Here is a 23,536-nt window from a genome sequence, read left to right as displayed (position 1 = left end):
GGTCATGGCGCGGGGCCCGCGCGGGGTGTGCCCGCCTGACGGGTGCCGGGACAATGTCCTCGTGCGGTATGCGACCGAGGACGAGGGCGCGAGGATCGCGGCGGCCCTGGCCGAGGCGGCGCGACGGATGGCCGCACCGCGCGGGGCGCCGCCTTTCCGGGTGGTCGCGGTGACCGGGCCGCACCGGAGCCCGCGTGGCCGGCGGAGTGTCGGAGCCGTCGGCGGAGGGGGACGGGGGCGGGGACGGGCGTACGTCGCGGGTGGATGTCGTCGTGGACGGCGCCGTGCTGGCCGACGTACTGACCGAGGGGACGTGGTGGGCCGCGCGGGTGACGCTGGACACCGTGACGGTCACTGTCGTCGGGCACCGAGTGCCCTTCATTCAGGTGCGGTTGGCGACCGCGACCGGCCTCGGCCCGTATCTCGACGCCAGGGAGGCGGAGTTGGCGCGCCGGCGCGGCTGAGCGGCGGGACCGTCGTATGGCCGGCGCGGAGATCCTCGGCGGCAACGGGACGTGATACCAAGGTGGGTGACGCAACGTCACACATTCGGGGGTCGCGGGTCATGCAGCACGGTGGGGTCGAACTGACCGCGTATCTGGTCAACGAGTCGCGGGCGCGCAAGCCCGACCTCGCCGAGGATCCCTTGGCGGGCGCGTGGATTCCGGACGGTGACCGGCCCGCGGTGAGGGCGCTGTGGCGGGAGTTCGCCGACGAGGTGTACCCGCACGACGACCTGGTGGTGTCGCTGCGCGGACGCTACATCGCGGACACCCTCGCACGGGCGCTGCGCGCCGACCCGGACACGGTGCTCGTGGTGTGCGGGGCGGGCTTCTCCTCGTATCCGTGGCTGCTGCCGTTCCCCGCCGCGCTGGAGGTGGACCTGCCGGAGATGGCGGCGGCCAAGCGGCGGCGGGCGGCGGAGCTGACGGCGTCCGGTGTCGCGCCGGAGCGCGAGGTGCGGCATCTCGCGGCCGATCTGAACGGGGCGGAGGGCCGCGCCGAAGTGACCGCCGCCGCACGCGAGTTGGCAGCGGGGCGGCCGATCGCGTACGTAGCGGAGGGCGTCGTCTTCTATCTGCCGGGGGACGCGGCACGGTCGGTGGTGACGCTGGGCGCCGGTTTCGGTACGACGGCGGTGACCGCGGTCAGTTACTGGCCCGCGGCGGCGGCGGGCTGCCGCGTCCTGGCCGGGCAGCGCGACTGGTTCCTGCGCAGGTCGGTGCCCGCGGACGCGAGCCATCTCACGCACGACGAGCTGGAGTCGCTGCTGGGCACGGCGATCGAGGACCGGGGCCCCGAGGATCTGCAACGGCGTTATCTGGGCGGGGTGTCGGTGAGCGAGTCCGACCTGATCCCGGAGTACGTGGCGGTCTCCTGGACCCCCGGCTCCGGCCCCGGCCGCGCGGGAGCGACGGCATGAGCGACGGCGCGAGCGAGGTGCTGCACCTCCAGAGCCGGGCGTATCCGCTGCACCACCGCTCCCCCGTCAGCTCGTTGGAGCTGGTCGCGGTGCCGGGCCACGGCGAGTTACGGCCGGTGGCCGGGGGCCTGCGGTCGCTGGCGTACAACCCGGACACCACCATCGAGATGGACCTGACCGGCATGGTCGGACCGGCGATCAGCCTGCCGGGCACGGAGATCGTGGCCTGCCACGCGCGCATCCTGGCCGCGGGCACCGTGCTGGTGGTCTACGCGCTGCGGCACGAGGCCGATCTGCGGCGGATGGCGCTGCACGACCTCGACGCGCTCGACGCGACCGTCAACCAGGCGCTGCGGGAGGCGGACGCACCGATCCTGACGGCGGTGCTGGCCGCGGCCGTCGCCAGTGGTCTAGTCCAGGGAATCGCGTTGCGGCCCGATCTCGCGCTGACCGGGGCGGGTTCGCCGATCGACCGCCAATCGGCGCGCTACAACTGCCACTTCGTGACGCGGAATCCGCCGTGGACGGCCGACGCCCGTGTCCCCGCGCTGATATCGGGCCCCGACTGCCGGATTCTGCTGCCGTACACGTACGCCTGGGATCGCGATCCGGCGACGCCGCTGCACGATCTGCTGACCATGACCGAGCCCACGGACATCGCGGTGGCGCAGCAGTCGCTGCTGGTGGGTGCGCTCGTCGCCGGGCGCTGGGTGCTGGCCGACCTGGCGCACGGCCACCCCGAGACCACCGATGTGCACGCCTTCCGGCGGTTCCTCGACGGTCTGTGGGCCGACTTCCACCATCTCGACGCCTACCGGATCGAGTCGACGCAGGTGCACCGGGCCAGTTATCTCTCCGCGCGCCAGGTGATCGGGCTCGACGACACCCAGGAGCGCGCCGACAAGCTCCTCGGTTACGTCAGCAACTCCCTGCTGGCCGCGTCCTCGCAGCGCGCGGAGGCGCTGGACGCCCGGCTGAACCGTGTCGCGGCGGCGCTGACGGTGGTGAGCGCCGCGTCCTTCGGACTCGACATCGCCGTGTTCGTCCTGCCGCAGGTCTCCCTGGCCGCCAAGCTCGGCGTCATCACCGGGCTGCTCGGCATGGCGGTGTGCTGCCTGCTGGCCGTGGTCCTGCCGCGTACGCCGCGGTGGGCGGTGCGCCGCCGGATTCCGGCGCCGCGGGCCGCGGCCGACGACGAGCCGATCTTCGTACCGCACGGGCGGTAGCGGGCGCCGGGCGCGCTACTTCGGCGTGGCCGGTGTCGGGACCTTCGGGAGCTCCACCCAGTAACCGTGGACACACGCATACGTGGCGCCTGCGTGGACTCCCTGGTCGCGGTCGACACACGGCGCGGACGGGTCGATCGTCGGCCAGACCAGCTGGTAACGGCCGCACAGGCGATATGGCTGTCCGGGCGTCGGGCACGTGCTGACGCTCCCGCTCGCGCTGGGCGTCACCGGAGTCGCGCCCGCGCGTTCCGGCGGCGCCGTGAGGGCGAACGTCGAGCCGGCCGACGGCGATCCCGTACCTCGCGTGGCCGCGGCGCCCGTCGTCTCCCCCCAGGTCGGGGGCGTCTGGGAGGGTCCGCTCGGCGACCAGCCGAACGGCGGTTTCGGCGGGTCCTGCGAGGGGCCCGCGCCGCCGCCGCACCCGGCGAGCGCTCCGGCCAGGGCGAGTACGGCGCCGGCCGCGCGGCGCGAGGGCCGGGAACGTATGGGCGTGAGCATGATCGGAAGTGTGCCGTATGCCCACGGCGGCGCGTGGCCGGGGCGTGCGCATCGGGTTGCGCTCTTGGGCTTCGCCGCCAGGTTGCGCTCTCGGGTTGCGGGGCCGTGACCCGCGAGTACGGTGAGGGCGGTCGCGGGTGCGGGCACGGGCGGGTACGCGCCGGCGTACGCCGGATGGCACACGGCGGGAGTGGGGTCCGTCACGGACGGCCGATCCGCGGTTGCCGCATCTCATATGTGAGATAGCCTCGGCGATATGACCGACGACTACCTCGTACGTATCGGCAGGCTCATCCGGGACGCCAGGCAGCACAGGGGCTGGACACAGTCCCAGCTCGCCGAGGCTCTCGGGACCAGCCAGAGCGCAGTCAACCGTATCGAGCGCGGCAACCAGAACATCAGTCTTGAGATGATCGCCCGCATCGGCGAGGCGCTGGACAGCGAGATCGTCTCCCTCGGCTACGCGGGCCCCATGCATCTGCGGGTGGTCGGCGGGCGTCGCCTGTCCGGCGCCATAGACGTCAAGACGAGCAAGAACGCCTGCGTGGCCCTGCTGTGCGCGACCCTGCTGAACGCCGGGCGCACCACGCTGCGCCGGGTGGCCAGGATCGAGGAGGTCTACCGGATCCTGGAGGTGCTGGGCAGCATCGGCGTCCGCGCCCGCTGGATCAACGACGGCAACGACCTGGAGATCGTGCCGCCCGCCAGCCTCGACCTGGACTCGATGGACACCGAGGCCGCGCGGCGCACCCGCAGTGTGATCATGTTCCTCGGGCCGCTGCTGCACCGCACCGACCGCTTCCGTATCCCGTACACGGGCGGCTGCGACCTCGGCACCCGTACGGTCCAGCCGCACATGAACGCGCTGCGCCACTTCGGCCTGGACATCACCGCGACGGACGGCACGTACCACGCGGAGGTCGACCGGGGCGTCACCCCGACCCGGCCGATCGTGCTGACCGAGCGCGGCGACACGGTGACCGAGAACGCGCTGCTGGCCGCCGCCCGGCACGACGGCGTCACCGTCATCCGCAACGCCAGCTCCAATTACATGGTCCAGGACCTCTGCTTCTTCCTGGAGGAGCTGGGCGTCCGAGTGGACGGCATCGGTACGACGACGCTCACCGTGCACGGCGTCTCCGCGATCGACCGCGACGTGGACTACGCGCCGTCCGAGGACCCGGTCGAGGCGATGAGCCTGCTGGCCGCGGCCGTCGTCACCGAGTCGGAGCTGACGATCCGGCGGGTGCCGATCGAATTCATGGAGATCGAGCTGGCCGTGCTGGAGGAGATGGGGCTCGACCACGAGCTGACTCCCGAGTACCGCGCCGACAACGGCCGCACCCGGCTGGTGGACCTCACCGTCCGCCCGTCCAAGCTGCGCTCCCCCATCGACAAGATCCACCCGATGCCGTTCCCCGGGCTCAACATCGACAACGTCCCCTTCTTCGCGGCCATCGCCGCCACCGCCCAGGGCTCGACCCTCATCCACGACTGGGTCTACGACAACCGCGCCATCTACCTCACCGAGCTGACCCGTCTCGGCGCGGCCGTCAAACTCCTCGACCCGCACCGCGTCCTGGTCGAGGGCCCCACCCGCTGGCGCGCCGCCGAGATGATGTGCCCCCCGGCGCTGCGCCCCGCCGTCGTCGTCCTGCTCGCCATGATGGCCGCCGAAGGCACCTCCGTCCTCCGCAACGTCTACGTCATCAACCGCGGCTACGAAGACCTCGCCGAGCGCCTCAACTCCATCGGCGCCCAGATCGAGATCTTCCGCGACATCTGACGCCCGGGTGCCGCCGCACCGCGTCTGACCTGCTATTCAGCAGGTCGGGACGCGGTGCGGCCGTATCTCTGGGACTTCTCTGGGACTTTGGGCTTGAGGCGGGCTAATGCCCGAGCCAGCGGGCCAGGGAGACGATTTGACTCGCCAGCCTCCAACTCCTCGGAGGCGTAGAAGTGTCGCAGGGCAGGGCACGGAAGCCGTGTTCCCGGGACGGCTCCCACACGCGAGCACCGTCGGCGCCGCCGTCCCCTAGCGGGGCGATCACGCCCGTCGTGGCCAGAGCCGGCATCCACACGTAGGAGTTGAAGTAGTTCCGGTTGATGGCCGTCCGCTCGCGTCCCGTCACCAGGAGGCTGTAGGTCCTCGGCCGCCGGTGTTTGGCTTCCACGGGCGTCTTAGCCGGAGGCGGGTCGTCCCAGGGCAGTGTGAACGGAACCGGCGCGAACTGCTCCATGTGCTGTCGGATAGCCTGGGCCACGCTGGTCGGAAGCGGCACGTCCCGGACCTCGCGTCCCTTGAGGAGCGCGAAACAGGACTTCGCCCGCACCATCTTGACCTGCCGCCGGACGTGTACGAATTCCTTGGCGAAGTCGATGTCCTCCAAGGCGAGTCCGAGCGCCTCCCCTTGCCGGAGCCCAAGGTCCGCACCGATCACGAGGAGAAGCTGGTAGCGCTCCGGCAGGGCCGTCCGTACCGCCAACACCCGGTCGGGCGGCCACGCTTCGACCCTGCCGAGTGCCGCGGCCGGCGGGCCGACCGTGCTGGATCGGCACGGGTTGCGTCCGAGGCGACGGTCCTCGACGCAGCCTGGAGGACGCTGGAGAGCGTCGCCCAAACCAGATGGATGGAGGTCGGACCGAGGTCCTTCTCCAGCCGCTTCTTCCAGTGACGCAGGACTTCCGTGCCCGTCGCGTTCAGCGGTTGAGCACCCAGGTGGGGAACGATGTGCCTCCGCACCCTCTGCTCGATCCGCTCGACCGTGGACGGGTCACCGCTCTGGCTGGGCCACCAGTGCGTTGCGACATAGTCCTTGAGGGAGATGGCACCATCGCGGGGGTCTACGAACTCGCCTCGGCGCGCGTCGGTCTGGGCCTGGGCGAGCCAGGTCGTGGCGTCCTGGAGGGCGTCGAAGGAGCGGTCCTTGACACCGGGGATGCCCTTGGCGCGGTATCGGGTGCACTTGCCGTACATGGCGGTGCGGTCGCGTTTGCGTGCTTTCGGGTTCGGGCGCTTCTTCAGCCATCGGTCTTCTATGTAGCCAGGCAGGTCTTACTCCTCCACAACGATAGATAAGGACGGTACTGCCTGCCTGGGGGCGTCAGTCGCTAGCGAAGCGAGTGGTGCGCTCCCGGACGGGAGTGTGAAGTGGGCTGATGGAAGTGTTGGACCGCGAGTCGGCCTGCTCTTGTTCACGAACCCAGGTGTACAGGGCCACTATCCGGTACATCACTCGGCCACGGCTTCCCATACGGAAGCTCGGCGGTCCCTGACGCCGGTGGCGCCAGACATAGAGGGTATGAGGGGACAGGCCAAGGTAGTCGGCGGCTTCATTGACGGTTAGGAACGCCTGGCGGGATGCGTTCTTCGACGTCGTAGCGGGAGAATCCGAGTGAGGAGACGCGGAGGCGTGAGGAACTCCTGTGGGATGTGGGAACGGTGCGGGCGGTGGTGGTCAGCGGAGGGCGAGCACGAAGTACTTCTCGGCCTGGCCGTGGAGGCGCTGAACTAAAGCACAGGTGCCGCTGCGATCGGCTCGTCGGGCATGCCAGGAGCACAAAATGCGGATTCGAGACGGCCCCAGGGGATCCCAGATTGCTCCGGCCCCTCGATACAGTGCGCGAAGCGCTGAGCGAGCCACGGGGCGCGAACTCCCGCCCATTCGGCGACGGTGACGATATGTGCTGCGCTCTGGTCGCCGCTCCGCAGCCATTCCTCAATACACGCGTCGCGCAGGTCAAACAGTCGCCCTCCCGAGGGAGAGGACATCGCTTGCGCACCGACGACTGCATACCTCGCCTGCCGCCAGGACCGTCGACAGGCAACGCCTGACAGCTCCTGCCCATCGTCACCCGCGAACACGGCATCGTCGGAACGGAGTTCACAACGAGCGATCTCCGACCTCAAGACTGCAGTCAGCGCCGGCGAAGCAGGAACTCGCCGAACACCGCAGGCTCCATCCGCACTCCGCTCCGCGCCTTCGCCGATCCGGGAAGGAATCAGAAGGAAGCCGGCACCGGCTTCCAGTAGCTCTCGATGTCTCCCACCCGCAGTGCACGCGCCGCTCCCGGCCTCAACGCCGCGAAATCGATGGAAGCCACGAATCCTCGCAGCGCGAGCCCGTCCTTTGGCCAATGAGCCAACCAGTCCAGCACGGGTGAGACTCGTTTGCCTATGGGCACGTCTTTTCATCGACACGGGTGGACAGAGGCGAACTCCTTTGAGTCGGGGGGTACAGCAACATACATTTCGGATCAATGACGGCTTCAGAATTATTGACTATTCTCAGAAATCACATCCGGGTTCTTATCATTACCAGCCTTCAGCACCCGGGGCAGTCACTCCAACGCAGCGAGCGCGGACCGGTCTCGCAGGAAGGAAACGCCCAGCAGTCCCTGGTCCAGCTTCCCCAGCGATATCGACGAGACCGCTCCACCTTGATCCGCACCGACACCAACCAGTTCGTTGCGTGGCTCGCAAGACGCGGGAGGTGGCTGTCGTACTCGGTCGGGATGACCATCACCGACGCCACCCACCAGGCCGTCCTCAAAGTCCCCGCCTCTGCCTGGACACCCGCCATCGAACCGGGAGGCGAGATCCTCGACCGCGATGTCCTGAAAGGCTGGCCAACCGGGATGCGGCTGATCATCCGCAAGGAACGACCCCACCCAGGCACAGTCGCGCTTCACCGACACCGACGGACTGCGGCTGACCTGCTTCGCCACAAACACCACCGACATCCCGATCGCCGCACTCGACCTACTGGCCTGGCTGCCGATACTTGCCCTGGCCGGCAAGCCCCGGCTCTGGGAACCTCGACGCCTACGGCTGCGGCTCTTCTCCGCCGCCGCTCAACTGGTCAGCACCGCCCGTCGGCGGCACCTCCACTGCGCCCGCCTCTGGCCCTGGACCGACGTCATCACCGACGCCATCCGGAGACTCGACGCCCTTCCAAAACCCGGCTGATCAGCCACAACAGCCCTCCCTGCACCAGCAGCACTCCCACCGGAACCGTGGAAACCGGCGTTCACCCGGCACAACAGCCGGGCCGCCACCTGCCCACAATCCGCGAGACAAGCCGAAACGGCCCACCGAAAGAACCGACGAACCGTCACGAAAGATCGGGCTAACGATGCGGCTTTTGGTAGGAATATTCCATGAATGGGAATTGGGGGAATTCATTCCTCCGCTTTGCGGGGTCTTGACGTGAGGACGAGCGCGCTCAAGAATCGAACCTTCTGCATGTCGTGTGAAGATTCCGTGGGGGGATTGATGGATAATTCATGGCGTCGCGTGCGCTGCGGCATTGGGGTCTTGGCGGTGGTTAGTGCTGTCGCGGTTGGCCTTCCGGCCGCAGCTGGCGCCCACGGTAGCGATGATGATCATGGGTTTTCACCGGCATCGGCGTCTGCGTCCTCGGCTGCGACGGTACGTCCGGTGAAGCCCGAGCGCGCAATGACACTCACTGAACGGCGTACGCAAGTCACCGAAAGTCGTAGGTCACCCTTTTGGGATATTGCTCCCCAGCGTCGGTTCGGAAAGGAGGTAACCGAAGGGTCTCTGCCGCAGCCAATGACAGAAGGTGATGAGAAAGCACTGGAAGCCGATGGAATCGATCCGAATCGCACTGTCGGTGCTTCCGCCGTTGATTCCGTTGTCGCTCATGCCATAGCCCGGGGAAAGAATCGTGAAGGGATTGTTGAGCCGTACGCCGATGGCGATGTCACGGCGGCACTGGGGAACCCGCCGGTTAATCCGCGAGCGACTACTTGGGTTTCCCCGGGGAGAACGACGTGGGAAGTAGTGGTGGATGCTACTCCGCCGGGGTTTCCACTATTCATGCATCTGCAGCTTTACCAGGCTTCGAATAACTCATTGGTCGCGGACCGATATGTCGACCTTGATAGTCCGGTGGACGGTGACACCAGCGGCAGTTGCATCAGGTGGATCGTACCGACGTTTCCTGAAAACCTGTGCGGCTTCGACATCGGAGACGGAGTGTTGCAGGGCAAGGCGGGGACGAATTACTACGCGAAGATTTATTTTCCGACCCAGCTTCAGGAGCACCGCGATTCTTCAGGAACATTCTATGTTCCCTATGCCTGGGGTGCTCCCGTGACGTCACCCACCGCGCCTGCTGTCTTCACTCCGGGTATCCCCGGCGGGATGGATGGTCAGTGCTCGTGTTCGCATCAGACCAATCGTGCCGATCCGGTCAACACCGCTACGGGAACGGTATCTGAGACGGTGACGGATGCGGTTGTTCCTGGGGCGGGGGTGCCTTTTGCGCTGGCGCGTTCGTATCGTTCGGATGCGACTTCGACGACGGGTCTGGTCGGGAAGGGCTGGTCTCTTGCTTTCGAGTCATCGCTGATCCCTGCCAGCGATAAGGCGACTCTGGTTGATGCCGATGGTGCGCGTGTGGTGTTCACGAAAAACGGTGACGGGTCGTACGCGACACCGAAGCCGGTTCGCTACACGCTAGTGGCGGTAGCCGGGGGGTTCACCGTTACCGCGTTGGACCACAGCACGCGCACGTTCGACCAGACAGGCCAGCTGACCGCGATGAAGGACAGTGACGGCCGCGGTCTGACTCTCACGTACACCTCAGGCGTGCTCAGCTCGGTAACTGATGCTGCTGGGCGGACGGCCTCCCTCGACGTTGACACCGGCAGCGGCCGTTTGACCGCGGTGACGCTCGCGGACGGCCGGTCGGTGCACTACGCCTACACCGGTGGTCAGTTGACCAGCGTCACCGGCACGGACACCGGTGTCACGCACTACACGTACGACGCCGCTGGGCGGCTGGCGACGATTGTGGATCCCGCGGGGAATACTGTCACGCAGAACACCTACGATCCGTCGACCGGGCGGATCACTCAGCAGATCGACGCCGACAACAAGACCACCACTTTCGCCTGGGTTCCGACCTCTGGTGCGCCTGTCGGTTCTGGTGAATCCGATATGACGGACCCCAACGGGGGCATCTGGACAGACGTCTATCAGGCCGGTGTGCTGCTCAACAGCTACGACCCGATCGGCAATGGCCCCCGCCGTACGTACGACCCGCAGCTCAATGTCACCAGGAGCACCGACGGTAAATACGCGGCGACCGACATGACGTACGACAGCCATGGCAACGTCATATCGGCACAGGTCGACACCACGTCCGAGGCGTGGGAGTACGACGCGTCGGACCGGTTGAAGGCGCACACTGACGGGCGTGGCCATAAGACGACATACACCTATGACGGGTCCAGTGCGCGGATGCTGTCGGAATCGGGACCGGCCGGGGTGACGTCGTACGCCTACACGGCCAGTGGCCTGGTCGAGACGATGACGGAGCCGGGTAACCGGGTAACCCACTATGGGTACGACAGCGTCGGTAATCTGACGTCGACGACTGATCCGGAGGGGAACATCGCCTCTGCGACGTATGACAATGCCGGTCGGGTGACGTCGCAGACGGATCCGCGGGGCAATGTCACGGGAGCGGACAAGGCGAAGTTCAGTACGACGTCCGAGTACGACACAGCGGGCCGGCTCAAGAAACAGACGGATCCGCTGGGGCACGCGACGTCGTACACCTATGACGACAACGGGAACGTCCTCACGGTGACGGACGCCCTGAACCACGTGACCACGTACGGATACGACAAGTTCAACCGCCAGGTCTCGGTGACGGGTCCGGACAACAAGGTGACCAGGACCGAGTACGACAAGGCGGGGAACGTGTCCGCCACGATTGACCCGGCGCAGAACAAGACCAGTTACACCTACGACGGGGCGAATCGGCTGGCGTCGATGACGTCGCCGCGGGGGAATGTCGCGGGGGCGGACAAGGCTAAGTTCACCACCACCTTTGGTTATGACGGCAGCGGCAACCGCACCCGGACTGTCGACCCGTCTGGGGCGGAAACCGTGACGGCGTACGACGCTCTGAACCGTGTCATCTCGGTCACCGACGGTCTGGATCACACCACGAAGACCAGTTACGACGGCAACGGCAACATCGCTACCACGACGGACGCCCGCAACAAGGTCACGAAGTTCACGTATGACGACGCGGACCGGCAGCTCACGAGCACCGATCCGCTGCTCAAGGTGACCAGAGACGGATACGACGCGGCAGGCAACCATGTCAGCCAGACGTCACCTCTGGGCTTCGTCACCTCCTGGACATATGACCTCGACGGACGGATGCGGACCCAGGTCGACCCGCGGGGGAATGCGACGGGTGCGGACAAGACGCAGTTCACCACGGCGTACGACTACGACCCGGCGGGGAACCAGACGAAGGTCACCGACGCCCTGGGCAAGGCCACCCGTACCGAATACGACGCGATGAACAAGGTCACGCAGGTCACCGACCCGTTGAACCAGGTCGCCAAGACCGACTACGACGAGCTGGGCCGGATCAAGAAGGTCACCGGCCCCGACAACGCGGTCACCAGCTACACCTACAACCTCAGCAGCACTCTGGCGACCCGCACCGACGACAACGGCCACACGACGACCTACGGCTACGACAACGCCGATCGGCAGACCGATGTGACCGACCCGCTGGGCAACACCCAATCGGTCGAGTTCGACCCGGACGGCAACCCGGCCAAGGTCACCAACGGGCGCGGAACCGTGTCCACGACGGTCTTCGACGGCCGCGGGCTGCCGAGCGGGACGACGTTCAGCGACAGCACTCCGGCGGTGGGCTTCACCTACGACGCGACGGGCCAGCGAAAGACCGTCACCGACGGGACCGGCACCCGGACCTACGGATACGACGACAACGGGCAGTTGACCGCAGTGACGCCCTCGGCGGGCAAGGGCGCGTTCGCCTACACCTACGACGACGCGGGCCACCTGTCGTCCCGTTCGCAGGACTACGCGGCCGGAGCGGCGCTGGACTGGACCGGCACTACCCAGACCGTGTCCGCGGACTTGAACGGTGACGGCATTACCGATGTGATCCGGACCGATGCCACCAACACGATCCGTACCTACCTCGGCCGCCCCGACGGCACCTTCACCGTCGGCTCGACCCTGACCGGTTCGGGTACCGGGTTCAACCAGGTCCTGCCGATTGACTACACCGGCGACGGCAAGATCGACCTACTGGCGATCGACAAGTCCACCGGCCACCTGCTGCGTTACAACGGCAACGGTGCGGGCGGCTTCGCCGCCGCGTTCGACCTCGGCCAGGGCTGGGGCGTGATGGCGCTGACCGCCGGGGACTTCAACGGCGACGGCAAACAGGACTTCCTCGCGATCAGCTCGTCGGCGAACACCATGTACTTCTACCCCGGCAACGGCACCGGCGGGTTCGGGACCCGTACCACGGTCGGGACCGGCTGGGCGACGTACCGGCTGATCTCGCTGGACTACAACAATGACGGCAAACTCGACGTCCTGGCCATCAACTCCACCGACGGCCACCTGTACTTCTACTCGGGCAAGGGCGACGGCACCCTGAACCCCCGCACCGACCTCGGCGGCGGCTGGGGAGCGATGTACCTGGTGCCGGGCGACTTCAACGCAGACGGCAAGACCGACTTCCTCGCCCGCGACACTGCCAACAACAAACTCCGCTTCTACCCCGCCAACGGCACGGGCGGGTTCGGCACCTACATCCTGCAGACCGCCGACTGGACCACCTTCGGCCTCCCGGCCACCGGCCAGTTCAACGCCGGCACCACACTGGACATCGTCGCCACCGACACCACCAACCACCTGCGGCTGTTCAGCGGCGACAACGCCGGACACCTCACCGGCGCCACCATCGTCACCGCCCCCGCCACCGGCAACAAGATCACGTACACCTACGACGACGACGGCCGCCAGAACTCCCAGAAGGCCACCGGCGGCACCACGACCTTCGGCTACGACCCGTCGGACAACCTCACCTCCACCGTCATGCCCGGCGCCAACGGCTACACCGAGAAACGCGGTTACGACCGTGACGGCCGCCTGACCGCCATCGGCTCGACCAAGGGCACCACCACCCTGGCCAACTGGCAACTCACCCTCGACGACGCGGGACAGCCCACCCGCGTGGACGTCAACCGCCTCGGCAAACCGGACAGCCACCAGTACTACACCTACGACCAGGCCGGACGGCTCCTGACCGACTGCACCTCCGCCACCCAGGCCGCGACCTGCCCCAACACCGCCGCGGGCACCACCTACACCTACGACGGCGTCGGCAACCGCACCACCGCCACCGCCAACGGCGCACTCACCACCTACACCTACAACAACGCCGACCAGCTCACCAGCACCCTGAGCGGCACCACCACCCGTCCCTTCACCTACGACAACGACGGCAACCAGACTGGTGCAGGCGCCAACACCTACACCTACGACGCCAACAACCACCTCACCGGCCTGACCACCGGCGGCTCCACCTACGCCTACACCTACGACACCGACGGCAATCGCACCACCGCCAAGACCAACGGCGCCACCGCCCGCACCACCGTCTGGGACACCAACTACGCCCTGCCCCAGGCATCATCGGACTACAACGCCACCGGCTACCTCATCGCGTACTACCAGTACAGCCCGCTGGAACAGATCCACGCCCAGACCAACAGCGACGACGCCGCGTTCTACTACCACCACGACCAGCTCGGCTCCGTCACCGACCTCACCAACGGCGCCGGAGCCCTCCAAACCAGCTACGCATACACCGCCTACGGCGAATACACCCAGACCGACACCGCCACCAGCCCACCCGCCAACCCCTTCGGCTACACCGGCCAATACCGCGAACGCACCACCAGCGCAGCCGGACTCAACCTCCGCGCCCGCAACTACGACCCCACCCTCGGCCGCTTCACCACTACGGACCCCATCCAACTCCGCGTAGACGCGCCGTACAATTCCGCCTACTCGTACGCCGACAACTCACCCACTCACAAGACTGACCCGACAGGCCAATGGGCCGTAAGCCCCGGCCGTATAGTGGGAAAGCTGGCAGAACGAGAGGCACTGCGCCTCGGTGTCGGGGGGACCGTTGCTAGGGTGCTGGGCGGGGTGTCGTGTGCCCTCGATCCTTTTGGGAGCACGACATCAAATTATGTAGATAAATTCTTGGATTTGCTCCCGGTGCCGGAGAAGCTTACCAAGCCGCAGTGGGATCAGCTTGCCGACGACTGCGAATGGTCCTACGGCCTCTCGCAATATGACTGCAAAAAGCTTCCCGTGTTCGTGGTCGATGGAAAAGTGACACCGGAAATCGCCGTTCATGACATGATGTCGATTAACTCCGGAAGTCCTTTTCTTCTCACTGCAAGCAGGAGTACAGTCGTTCGGGATATTAATCGCACCCTTTCTGGGTGCGATCGGTGGAAGGAGCAGCATAAAGGTACGGGAATCAGAGTACGAAGTTGTGACGAGTACCCATTTGCCTCGACTCTTGAGGGTGGTATAGGGGCAAAGATCAAAGACGTCCCGCGGGCGGAGAATAATACCCAGGGGGGTCTGATGAGCGGATTTCTGTCGGCCAATAGAATGGTCCGTGGGGACCAATTCTTGGTTGCAGTAATCAACGTGCGTCGTGTTTACGGGAACAGATACGCACCGATGTAACGTACTTGGGAGTTACCTCACGTGACTGTTTGATTATGCAACGTTGAACCGAAGTGCCGTCGGCGTTCCCAAAGCTGATTGTTGTTTCTCGGTGTCGTCGACGAGCGTGCGTGGGGTGCCGGATTGAGGCCCTCCCGCGCGCCGCCACTGGATACTGAGGACCTGTCAGTCGTATTCGATGTAGCCGAGGTGCCGGCTCGGGAGCTCGGTCCAGGGCTGCTCCTCACCGTGGCGGTGCCGGGTGTGGACCTGAACGACAATCAGGCGTTCAAGTTCTGCGGGATATCCGTCGTCCGCTCCTGGCGTCGATCCCGCCGGAGCGGCCGGCGGAGGTGTGTGCGGACGGCGTATTGCGCTGCCGAACGCAAGGGCTGGCTCGTGACCGCAAACTCGCCCCCGGATCGCTCGATCCAGCATCGAATCCGGCGCGCGGATACCCTTGGGGGGACTGCCTTCAGGAGCCATCCTTAAAATCGTGAAACACGCCCGTGGGGTCTTCTGCCGCCGCTTCGGCGTAGTCCGAAAAGTCCATGTTTGCAAGGGTTAGGTTGGCGTGAATTGCGTGGACACCCGCCGGAGTGGATCGCAGTTCACGCGGGGAGGGGGAGTCGATAATTTCCCGATCATAAATCGGGTCCAGGAAATCTTCCTCAGGTGATCGGTCGATAGCGAGCAGCGCCTGATGTGGCGAAGTCATTGTCACGGCGTCGGCGATGAAGATCACTGGTACCTCGTCGACACCTTCAAGTGCGTCTATTACCGCCTCGGAGGCCGCCCCAGCCCAGTCTGGCTCATCGATGATATGAGTGCGGCTTTCCAGTTCGCTGTTGTAGCCCCATGGCTGAGCCAGCGCCGTGACGATCGCCTGCCAGGCGCCCTCGTTGGAGAAGTCAGTCCTGATGACTAGTGCAGCGAACTCATCGTGCTCGGATATTACGAGATGCATGGTGGGGGCCTTTCGATGTAGTCCGGCAATCAGTTTCACGGACGACGTTCCGTCAGCCGTCGCCCCATCGTTATGTTGTCATATGTGGTGTGGGGTTGGCGGTCCGCAACCACTCGAGCTGAACCTTATACCTGGCTGTCTCCCAGGCGGTCGGGCGCACCCTACTTGGAGTTTACTTGGCCCGCAACGGTCGAGTAGACCAATGGAAACGCCAAGGCGAGGTGACTGCGCTGATTCTTCTGTGGTCTTCCTCGCTGCTGTTGTAGTCGAGCTTTTCAATTCTGGGAGAGGCGGTCGGAAAGATCGAGGGCGGCGGTGGCGTAGGTGAGGGCGTGGCACAGGCCGGTGACCTCGTAGAGGGTGGGGCGGATCAGGTCGGGCCAGTGGTCGGGGGCGGCGGGCCAGCGGGCGAGCAGTACCTCGGTGGTGGCCAGGCCGAGGTGGGCGTGGATGGTCCAGCCTGCGTGGGTGGCGGGTTCCCAGAGCGGGCGGATGCGGCCGAGGGGAAGTGTGGTGGCGGGCGTCGGGAGGCAGATCACGTCGAGGGTCCGTGGGGGAGGCCGGAGATGGGGTGGGGATAGGTGTCTCCTGGAGGGTTGGGCGGGCGGGTTCAGGCCCAGGCGAGGGCGTCGCGGATCCCGGGCGGGAGGTAGCCTTCCTGGCCGTCCTCACAAGCTGCCACTTCTCCACGTGCCCGACGTCGTCGGGGATGCCGCAGCGCTTGCGCCGGGCGGTCCTGTCCGGGTCGGCCTCCGGCGAGGCGGGGTCCCATGCCCGGGGCAGGAACAGCCGCCAGTCCACCGCCGCCGACGCCTGATCCGAGGCCAGGTGCAGGGAGACGCCGACCTGGCAGTTGGTGACCTTGCCCGCGGTCCCGGTGTACTGCCGTGACACACACGCCGACGCGGTCCCGTCCTTGGGGAACCCGGTATCGTCGAAGACCAGTGCTTTCGGACCGATCGCCGCTTCCGTCCGCCAGGCCAGATGGGCCCGGATATGCGCCGATCCCACGGACTGTTCGTGATGAAGTTGGCCAACGCCTACCGGTTGCCGTCCGCCCCGAGCCGGGCGGCCATCGGCTCCACCGACTTCCGTTTCCCGTCCGTCAGCAGCCCCCGCAGATAAACCCCGCCCCACCAGCGCTGGTCGTTTCCCCGCCGCACCGGCTGATTCTCAGCAAACCTCGATCGCGCAAGGCATGAGCAGACCGCCAATCTCCAAGCGCCCACGCTGCGGGATGCTCCTCACCGGTCGCGAGCCGCTCGAGCAGTGCGAGTTGCCGTTCATTCGGGTCAGAACGTGGATACACGAGCACCAGCCCACAGCCCACCCGTGAGCCCTGTACCGAGCCGAAAGAGTGGCTCCTGCCTACGGGAGTTCTCTGGGACTTTCCTGAGACTTCCGGCCCATCAGCCAGTACGAGCGTGAAACAGCCGAAAGAACATTCACGCAGGTCAAAAGACTCCGACAGTAAAACCCCGCAGGTCACCGTGTCCGCTGGTCTCTTCCGCGACATCTGATCCGCGGATATCGCAGGCCGCGAGGTCGGTCAGCCGCTGACGTGGGCGGTGTTGTCGAGCCAGTGCTGGGCGAGGCCGGTCTCGCCGTCGATCCTGATGCCGGTCGCTTCGCGGTCGGTGAGGGGAAGGCGTCGGGTCAGGGTCAGCAGCAGCGATCGGGCCGGACCGGTCACCGTGACGTCGGCCTGGCGGGCTTCCGGCTTCCACGCCGCCCGGTCGGGCCGCCGTTCGACGGACCAGGCACCCGGGCTGTCTCCCGTGTCGGTGGCCAGCCACTGCAAGGTCTGCCCGGTGCCGCGGATGGCGTGCGCGGAGTCGGGCCGCTGCGTTTCCCACGTGGGAGAGGTGAGCATCGCGAAGTGGTTGCTGATGAGCGCGGCAGCGATGCCGGCGTCGATCTCGGACGGCCGGTCCGCCACGCCGGCCACTCGCGGGGGTCGGTGGGCGGTACGGCCATCTGCGTGGGCAGGTGCGCGGGGTCGGTGATGCGCCGCTCGATGATCTCCGCGACCCAGTGCTGCGTCTGACCCACGTGCGTGACCAGGTCGGAGACGGTCCACTTCGGAGCCGTCGGGACAGCGGTCCCGGGCCCGGCCGCGGCGGCTGATTCCGCCAGACGTCGGGTGTGCCCGACGATCGCTTGCCGGGCACGGTCCGCGTTCAGCTCGGTCAAGGGATCGGTCTCTCCGTAGGAGTTCGCTGTACCGGGTACGACTGGGCGTGCCGGTCGAACTCATCGGTGACCGGTGGATCTCGTCCTCCTTGAGCACGGACTGTCGGGGAGCGGGGGGCGGTCGTATGCTGGGCGCGTTCAGGGATGCGCTTGGCGTTTAGATATGTGATCGGGGAGATGTCCGTGGTGTCGATGCCGTCCGCCGGTGACCGGATTCGGTCGGTCAGATTGTCGTCCGTGTATCTGCCGTTGGCGGTGCCGGTGAGCGACGCCAAGGTGCTGACGGGGGTGCAGAAGGCGATGACGGAGGTCGCGCTGCTCTTCGCGGAGATCGGGACGGAGGAGGGGCACGAGGGGATCGGGTTCAGTTACTCCAAGCGGGCCGGCGGGCCCGGCCAGTTCGCGCACGCGCGGGAAGTGGCCGGGGAGTTGGTGGGTGAGGACCCCAACGACATCGGGCGGCTGTGGGGGAAACTGGTGTGGGCGGGCGCCTCGGTGGGGCGAAGCGGCCTGGCCACGCAGGCGATCGCCGCGTTCGACATCGCGCTGTGGGATCTCAAAGCGAAGCGGGCGGGCCTTCCGCTGGCCAAATTGCTGGGCGCGCACCGGGATTCGGTGCGGTGCTACAACACCTCGGGCGGCTTTCTGCACACGCCCGTCGAGCAGGTGATGGAGAACGCGACGGCCTCGCTGGAGCGCGGCATCGGCGGCGTCAAGATCAAGGTGGGTCAGCCGGACAGCGCCGAGGACCTCAAGCGGCTCGCAGCGGTACGGGCCCATCTCGGCGACGGCGTACCGCTGATGGTGGACGCCAACCAGCAGTGGGACCGGCCGACTGCGGCGCGGCTGGGGCGGGCGCTGGAGTCGTTCGGGCTCACCTGGATCGAGGAGCCGCTGGACGCGTACGACGCGGAGGGGCACGCCGCGCTGGCCGCCGCGCTGGACACGCCGATCGCCACCGGGGAGATGCTGTCCAGCGTCGCGGAGCACGTGGCGCTGATCGACGCGCGGGCCTGCGACATCATCCAGCCGGACGCACCGCGCGTCGGCGGGATCACCCAGTTCCTCAAGCTGGCCGCGCTGGCCGACCACCACCGGCTGCAACTCGCCCCGCACTTCGCCATGGAGATCCACCTCCACCTGGCCGCCGCCTACCCGCACGAGCCGTGGGTCGAGCACTTCGAGTGGCTCGAACCGCTGTTCAACGAGCGGCTGGAGATCCGGGACGGCCGTATGCACCTGTCCGACCGCCCCGGCCTCGGCTTCACCCTCACCGACCAGGCCCGCGCCTGGACGCGCGAGAGCTGTCGGACCGGCGTGGACGCGTAGCGCGGCCGAATCCGCGCGCGGGAAGGGGCGTTACGGCAGCACCGCGATGCCGTCCAGCTCCACCAGGGCCCGTTCGTCCCAGAGTCTGACGACCCCGATCACCGCCATCGCCGGATAGTCCCGGCCCGCCGACTCCCGCCAGATCCGGCCGAGTTCGGCGGCGCACGCGCGATACGCGGCGACATCGGTGGTGTGCACGGTGAGCCGGGCGAGATCGGCCGGGGTGCCGCCCGCCGCGCGCAGAGCGGTCAGCAGATTGGCGAGGGCGCGCTCGAACTGGGCGGGCAGGTCGTCGCCGACGACCGCGCCGGAGGAGTCCAGCGCGGTCTGGCCCGCGAGCATCACCAGGCTGCGGCCGGTGGCGGTGACGGCGTGCGAGAAGCCGGCGGGCGGCGAGAGTTCGGCCGGGTTGATACGGCGCAGGCTCATCGGTACAACTCCCTGGCGATGATGGTGCGTTGGACCTCGGTGGCACCCTCGTAGATCCGCGGGGCGCGCACCTCGCGGTAGAGGTGTTCGAGCAGGTGGCCACGGCGCAGCGCGCGGGCGCCGTGGATCTGGACGGCGGCGTCGACCACGTACTGCGCCGTCTCTGTGGCGTAGAGCTTGGCCATCGCCGCGCGGGCGGTCAGGTCGGGCGCGCCGGTGTCGTACGCGGTGGCCGCCGCGTAGACCAGCAGCCGGGCGGCCTCGGTGCGGGTGGCCATCTCGGCGAGCGGGTGCGCGACGGCCTGGAGGTCCTTCAACGGGCCGCCGAACGCGGTGCGTTCGCCCGCGTGCGCGACGGCCGCGTCGAGTGCGGCCTGCGCCATGCCGACCGCGAAGGCGCCGACGCTGGGCCGGAAGAGGTCGAGGGTGGCCATGGCGGTACGGAAGCCGTGGTCCGGCACGCCGAGGAGGTCGTCGGCGCCGACCGGGACGCCGTCGAAGACCAGCCGTCCGATGGGGTGCGGCGAGAGCATGTCGAGGTGTTCGCCGGTCAGCCCCGGACGGTCGGCGGGGACGGCGAAGGCGGTGACGCCGCGCGCGCCGCTGCCGCCGGGTCCGGGCCCCGGGGCCGTCCGGGCGAAGACGGTGAGGATGTCGGCCTCGGGCGCGTTGGAGATCCAGCACTTCTCCCCGGTCAGCCGCCAGCGGCCGGCGCCGTCCGGCTCGGCGGCCAGGGACAGCGCCGCCGCGTCGGAGCCCGCGCCCGGCTCGGTGAGCGCGAAGGCGGCGACGGCCCGGCCCGAGGTCACCTCGGGCAGCCAGCGCGCGGCGACGGCGGGCGCGGTGAGCAGCGGGTGGGCGCCCAGGCCCTGGAGCGCGAGGGCGGTCTCGGCCTCGGTGCACTCGCGCGCCAGCGATTCGCGCAGTACACAGAGGTCGAGGGCGGAGACCGGGGCGCCGTCACCGGGCAGCACGCGGGCCAGGAGTCCGAGGGCGCCGAGTCCGGCCAGCAGCGGCCGGTTGACGCGGCCCGGTTCACCGGCCTCGGCCAGCGGTTTCAGGCGCTCCGCCGCGAGCGCCCTGATCCGGTCCGCCCAGGCCGCCCGTGCCGGATCGAGAGTGAACGCCACACGGGTGTCACCCACGCCGGCGGTGCCGCCAGCGCCACCGACGGCTTCTTCCCCGGCCGCCGGACCGTCGGAATCCGCACCGCCGGAAACCCCGTCCTCCATCGCCCCGCCTCCTCGCTTTATCGCGTCCTGTTGACTGCCGTCATCAACACGTTACGCTGAAATCGTCCGCCGGATGCTTACTCGTCGAGGGGCACTGTCGCCATGGACCTGCTGCCTTCAGCCCATGTGGACACCTTCGCGCGCGATCACCTCCCGCCGCCCGACCAGTGGCCACGCCTCGCCCGCCTCGACAGCCGCGACGGCCGCGACGGCGACCGCTTCGACGACGACGGTCTCTCCTACCCCGATCGGCTCAACTGCGCCGCCGAACTCCTCGCCACCGGCCGCCCCGACGCCCCCTGCCTCCGGCTGCCCGACGGCTCGGAGTGGACGTACGCCGAGCTGCGCGCGACGACCGCCCGGATCACGCACGTCCTCACCGACGAGCTGGGCGTCGTCCCCGGCAACCGCGTGCTGCTGCGCGGCCCCACCACCCCCTGGCTGGTCGCCTGCTGGCTCGCCGTGCTGGAGGCGGGCGCGGTGGCCGTCACCGTCCTGGCCGCGCAGCGCGCGCACGAGCTGGCGGAGGTGGGCCGGATCGCCCGCGTCTCGCACGCGCTGTGCGACGCCGCGTATCTGGAGGAACTGACGGCGGCGCGCGTGCCGGGGCTGCGGATCACCCCGTACGGCGGTACCGGCGACGACGATCTGCTGCGGCTGGCCGAGGGGCGCCCCGAGACGTACGAGGCGGTGCCGACCTCGGCGGACGACGTGGCGCTGATCGCCTTCACCTCGGGCACGACCGGGCACCCCAAGGGCTGCATGCACTTCCACCGCGATGTGCTGGCCATAGCGGACACCTTCTCCGCGCGGGTGCTGCGCCCGGTCCCCGAGGACGTCTTCGCCGGCAGCCCGCCGCTGGGCTTCACCTTCGGACTCGGCGGCCTGGTGGTCTTCCCGCTGCGCGCGGGCGCGTCCTCGCTGCTGCTGGAGCGGGCCGGGCCGGAGGAGCTGCTGGCGGCGGTCGAGAAGCACCGGGTCAGCGTGCTGTTCACCGCGCCGACCGCGTACCGCGCGATGCTCAACGACCTGCCGTCGTACGACGTCTCGTCGCTGCGCCGCTGCGTGTCCGCGGGGGAGAATCTGCCCGCCGCGACCTGGATGGGCTGGCACGAGCGGACCGGACTGCGGCTGATCAACGGGATCGGGGCGACGGAGCTGCTGCACATCTTCATCTCCGCCGCCGACGACGCGGCCCGCCCAGGCGCGACCGGGCTGCCGGTGCCCGGCTACACCGCGCGGATCGTGGACGAGCACCTGCGGCCGGTACCGGACGGCGAGCCGGGGCTGCTGGCCGTGCGCGGGCCGACCGGCTGCCGGTACCTGGCCGACGAACGCCAGACGGAGTACGTGCGCGACGGCTGGAATCTCACCGGTGACACCTACATCCGGGACGCCGACGGCTACTTTCACTACGTGGCGCGCGCCGACGACATGATCATCTCGGCCGGGTACAACATCGCGGGGCCCGAGGTCGAGGAGGCGCTGCTGCGGCACCCGGATGTGCGGGAGGCGGCGGTGATCGGGGTGCCGGACGAGGAGCGCGGGCAGGTCGTCCGGGCGTTCGTCGTGCTGCACGAGGGCGTGGACGGCGGGGACCGGGCGGCGGGCGCGCTGCGGGACTTCGCCAAGAGCGTGATCGTGCCGTACAAGGCGCCGCGCGAGATCCGTTTCGTGCCCGCGCTCCCCCGCACGCCCACCGGCAAGCTCCAGCGCTTCCGGCTGCGCGACCTGGACTGAGACACCCTAGGGTGATCATGTGACCGAGCAGCACACACCGAGTTCCCTGATCCTCACCTTCTACGGCGCCTACGGGCGCGCGGAGTTGGCGGGCCGGGTGCCGGTGGCCGCGCTCATCCGGCTGATGGGGGCGGTGGGCGTGGACCCGCCGTCGGTCAGGTCCGCGGTCTCCCGGCTCAAGCGGCGCGGCCACCTCGTGCCCGACCGGGTCGGCGGGGCCGCCGCGTACGCGCTGTCCGACGACGCGCGGCTGCTGCTCGCGGACGGCGACGGGCGGATCTACGGGGTCGGCGCCGCGCCCGATCCCGACCCGGAGGACTGGCTGCTCGCCGTCTTCTCGGTGCCGGAGTCCGAGCGGCACAAGCGGCACCTGCTGCGGTCCCGGCTGGCCGGACTCGGCTTCGGTACGGCCGCGCCCGGCGTGTGGGTGGCGCCCGGCGCGCTGCACGAGGAGACCCGGCATGTGCTGCGGCGGCTCGAACTGGCCCCGTACGTCGACCTGTTCCGCGGCGCGCACCTCGGTTTCACCGCGACCGAGGAGGCGGTACGGCGCTGGTGGGATCTGGACGCGCTGGCCGCGCTGCACCACACGTTCCTGGCCGCGCACGAGCCGGTGCTGGGGAGGTGGTCGGCGGGGGCGGGTGCCGGGGCCGGGGCTGGGGCCGAGTCCGGGGCCAGGGCCGAGTCCGGGGCTGAGTCCGGGGCTGGGGTCGGCGCGCCCTCGCCCGAGCGGGCCTTCGGGGACTATCTGCGGGCGCTCGACACCTGGCGGCGCCTGCCGTACGCCGACCCCGGTCTGCCCCCGGCGCTGCTGCCCCCGGACTGGCCGGGCATCCGCTCGGCGGCGGTGTTCACGGCGCTGCATGTGCTGCTGCGCGACCAGGGGGCGCGCTTCGTGGCGGACCAGTAGCCGCCGCCCCGTTGTGC

At 68.2% G+C, this 23,536-nt stretch carries 16 protein-coding genes and 4 pseudogenes; 9 read left to right on the top strand and 11 right to left on the bottom strand.

Features of this window, described 5'->3' with window-relative positions; all coding sequences use genetic code 11:
• Positions 1–194 precede the first annotated feature (194 nt).
• The 3 genes from BGM09_RS18095 (at position 195) to BGM09_RS18085 (ending at position 2,649) form a co-directional block, all read left to right on the top strand.
• A complete protein-coding gene (locus BGM09_RS18095; protein ID WP_188282652.1) occupies positions 195–464 on the top strand; it encodes a hypothetical protein in 270 nt (89 codons plus the stop codon).
• A gap of 101 nt (positions 465–565) precedes the next feature.
• Positions 566–1,423, top strand: coding sequence for a class I SAM-dependent methyltransferase (locus BGM09_RS18090; RefSeq protein ID WP_188282651.1), 858 nt, complete (start codon positions 566–568; stop codon positions 1,421–1,423).
• Positions 1,420–2,649 carry a hypothetical protein gene (locus BGM09_RS18085; protein WP_188282650.1) on the top strand — a complete coding sequence of 410 codons (1,230 nt, stop codon included), beginning with the start codon at positions 1,420–1,422 and terminating at the stop codon, positions 2,647–2,649. Before BGM09_RS18090 ends, BGM09_RS18085 begins: the two co-directional genes overlap by 4 nt.
• Positions 2,650–2,664: 15 nt before the next feature.
• On the opposite strand, the gene BGM09_RS18080 is transcribed toward BGM09_RS18085, so the two are convergent.
• Positions 2,665–3,150, bottom strand: coding sequence for a hypothetical protein (locus BGM09_RS18080; protein WP_188282649.1), 486 nt, complete (start codon positions 3,148–3,150; stop codon positions 2,665–2,667).
• Positions 3,151–3,406: 256 nt separating this feature from the next.
• Between BGM09_RS18080 and BGM09_RS18075 the strand changes: the two genes are divergently transcribed.
• On the top strand, positions 3,407–4,936 hold the full coding sequence (locus BGM09_RS18075) for a helix-turn-helix domain-containing protein (protein ID WP_188282648.1): 1,530 nt from the start codon (positions 3,407–3,409) through the stop codon (positions 4,934–4,936).
• A 103-nt stretch (positions 4,937–5,039) separates the two neighbouring features.
• Here BGM09_RS18075 and BGM09_RS37785 read toward each other — a convergent pair whose 3' ends face one another.
• The 3 genes and pseudogenes from BGM09_RS37785 to BGM09_RS18060 all read right to left on the bottom strand — a co-directional run.
• Positions 5,040–5,591: a hypothetical protein gene (locus BGM09_RS37785; RefSeq protein ID WP_223187195.1), complete on the bottom strand. Its 552-nt coding sequence runs from the start codon at positions 5,589–5,591 to the stop codon at positions 5,040–5,042.
• Positions 5,588–6,127, bottom strand: a complete 540-nt coding sequence (locus BGM09_RS18065) for a hypothetical protein (RefSeq protein ID WP_188282647.1) — start codon at positions 6,125–6,127, stop codon at positions 5,588–5,590. Before BGM09_RS18065 ends, BGM09_RS37785 begins: the two co-directional genes overlap by 4 nt.
• Before the next feature lie 127 nt (positions 6,128–6,254).
• Positions 6,255–6,488, bottom strand: a pseudogene (locus BGM09_RS18060) (helix-turn-helix transcriptional regulator); the annotation flags it as partial.
• A gap of 976 nt (positions 6,489–7,464) precedes the next feature.
• On the opposite strand from BGM09_RS18060, the pseudogene BGM09_RS18055 reads away from it, so the two are divergent.
• Both BGM09_RS18055 and BGM09_RS18050 read left to right on the top strand, forming a co-directional pair.
• Positions 7,465–8,119: pseudogene (locus tag BGM09_RS18055) on the top strand (transposase); the annotation flags it as partial.
• Positions 8,120–8,992: 873 nt separating this feature from the next.
• Complete coding sequence (locus tag BGM09_RS18050; RefSeq protein ID WP_188282646.1) at positions 8,993–14,740, top strand: FG-GAP-like repeat-containing protein; 5,748 nt, start codon at positions 8,993–8,995, stop codon at positions 14,738–14,740.
• Positions 14,741–15,194: 454 nt separating this feature from the next.
• Here BGM09_RS18050 and BGM09_RS18045 read toward each other — a convergent pair whose 3' ends face one another.
• From BGM09_RS18045 to BGM09_RS39195, 5 genes and pseudogenes are all read right to left on the bottom strand, one after another.
• The gene (locus tag BGM09_RS18045; protein WP_188282645.1) at positions 15,195–15,725 is read right to left on the bottom strand and encodes a DUF6924 domain-containing protein; all 531 of its coding nucleotides are present in this window, start codon (positions 15,723–15,725) and stop codon (positions 15,195–15,197) included.
• Between the two features lie 236 nt (positions 15,726–15,961).
• Complete coding sequence (locus BGM09_RS38885) at positions 15,962–16,225, bottom strand: esterase (protein WP_317452758.1); 264 nt, start codon at positions 16,223–16,225, stop codon at positions 15,962–15,964.
• Positions 16,226–16,354: 129 nt separating this feature from the next.
• A pseudogene (locus BGM09_RS39200) lies at positions 16,355–16,849 on the bottom strand (transposase); the annotation flags it as partial.
• 386 nt (positions 16,850–17,235) lie between these two features.
• A complete protein-coding gene (locus tag BGM09_RS37775; protein WP_223187194.1) occupies positions 17,236–17,625 on the bottom strand; it encodes a hypothetical protein in 390 nt (129 codons plus the stop codon).
• Between the two features lie 2 nt (positions 17,626–17,627).
• Positions 17,628–17,879 (bottom strand): annotated as a pseudogene (locus BGM09_RS39195) (maleylpyruvate isomerase N-terminal domain-containing protein); the annotation flags it as partial.
• Positions 17,880–18,056: 177 nt separating this feature from the next.
• Between BGM09_RS39195 and BGM09_RS18025 the strand changes: the two are divergent.
• Positions 18,057–19,208, top strand: coding sequence for an L-talarate/galactarate dehydratase (locus BGM09_RS18025; RefSeq protein ID WP_262928377.1), 1,152 nt, complete (start codon positions 18,057–18,059; stop codon positions 19,206–19,208).
• Positions 19,209–19,238: 30 nt separating this feature from the next.
• Here the strand turns inward: BGM09_RS18025 and BGM09_RS18020 are convergent, their stop codons facing one another.
• Both BGM09_RS18020 and BGM09_RS18015 read right to left on the bottom strand, forming a co-directional pair.
• Entirely contained in the window at positions 19,239–19,637 is a 399-nt protein-coding gene (locus tag BGM09_RS18020) for a RidA family protein (RefSeq protein ID WP_188282644.1), read from the bottom strand.
• Positions 19,634–20,869, bottom strand: a complete 1,236-nt coding sequence (locus BGM09_RS18015) for an acyl-CoA dehydrogenase family protein (protein WP_188282643.1) — start codon at positions 20,867–20,869, stop codon at positions 19,634–19,636. Before BGM09_RS18015 ends, BGM09_RS18020 begins: the two co-directional genes overlap by 4 nt.
• A 102-nt stretch (positions 20,870–20,971) precedes the next feature.
• On the opposite strand from BGM09_RS18015, the gene BGM09_RS18010 reads away from it, so the two are divergent.
• Together BGM09_RS18010 and BGM09_RS18005 are read left to right on the top strand one after the other, a co-directional pair.
• The gene (locus tag BGM09_RS18010; protein ID WP_188282642.1) at positions 20,972–22,609 is read left to right on the top strand and encodes an AMP-binding protein; all 1,638 of its coding nucleotides are present in this window, start codon (positions 20,972–20,974) and stop codon (positions 22,607–22,609) included.
• Positions 22,610–22,628: 19 nt separating this feature from the next.
• A complete protein-coding gene (locus BGM09_RS18005) occupies positions 22,629–23,519 on the top strand; it encodes a PaaX family transcriptional regulator C-terminal domain-containing protein (RefSeq protein ID WP_188282641.1) in 891 nt (296 codons plus the stop codon).
• Positions 23,520–23,536: the final 17 nt, after the last annotated feature.

The sequence above is a fragment of the Streptomyces sp. CBMA29 genome (assembly GCF_014596445.1).
Taxonomy (GTDB): Bacteria; Actinomycetota; Actinomycetes; order Streptomycetales; family Streptomycetaceae; genus Actinacidiphila.
This window is presented reverse-complemented; position numbering and strand designations above follow the sequence as displayed.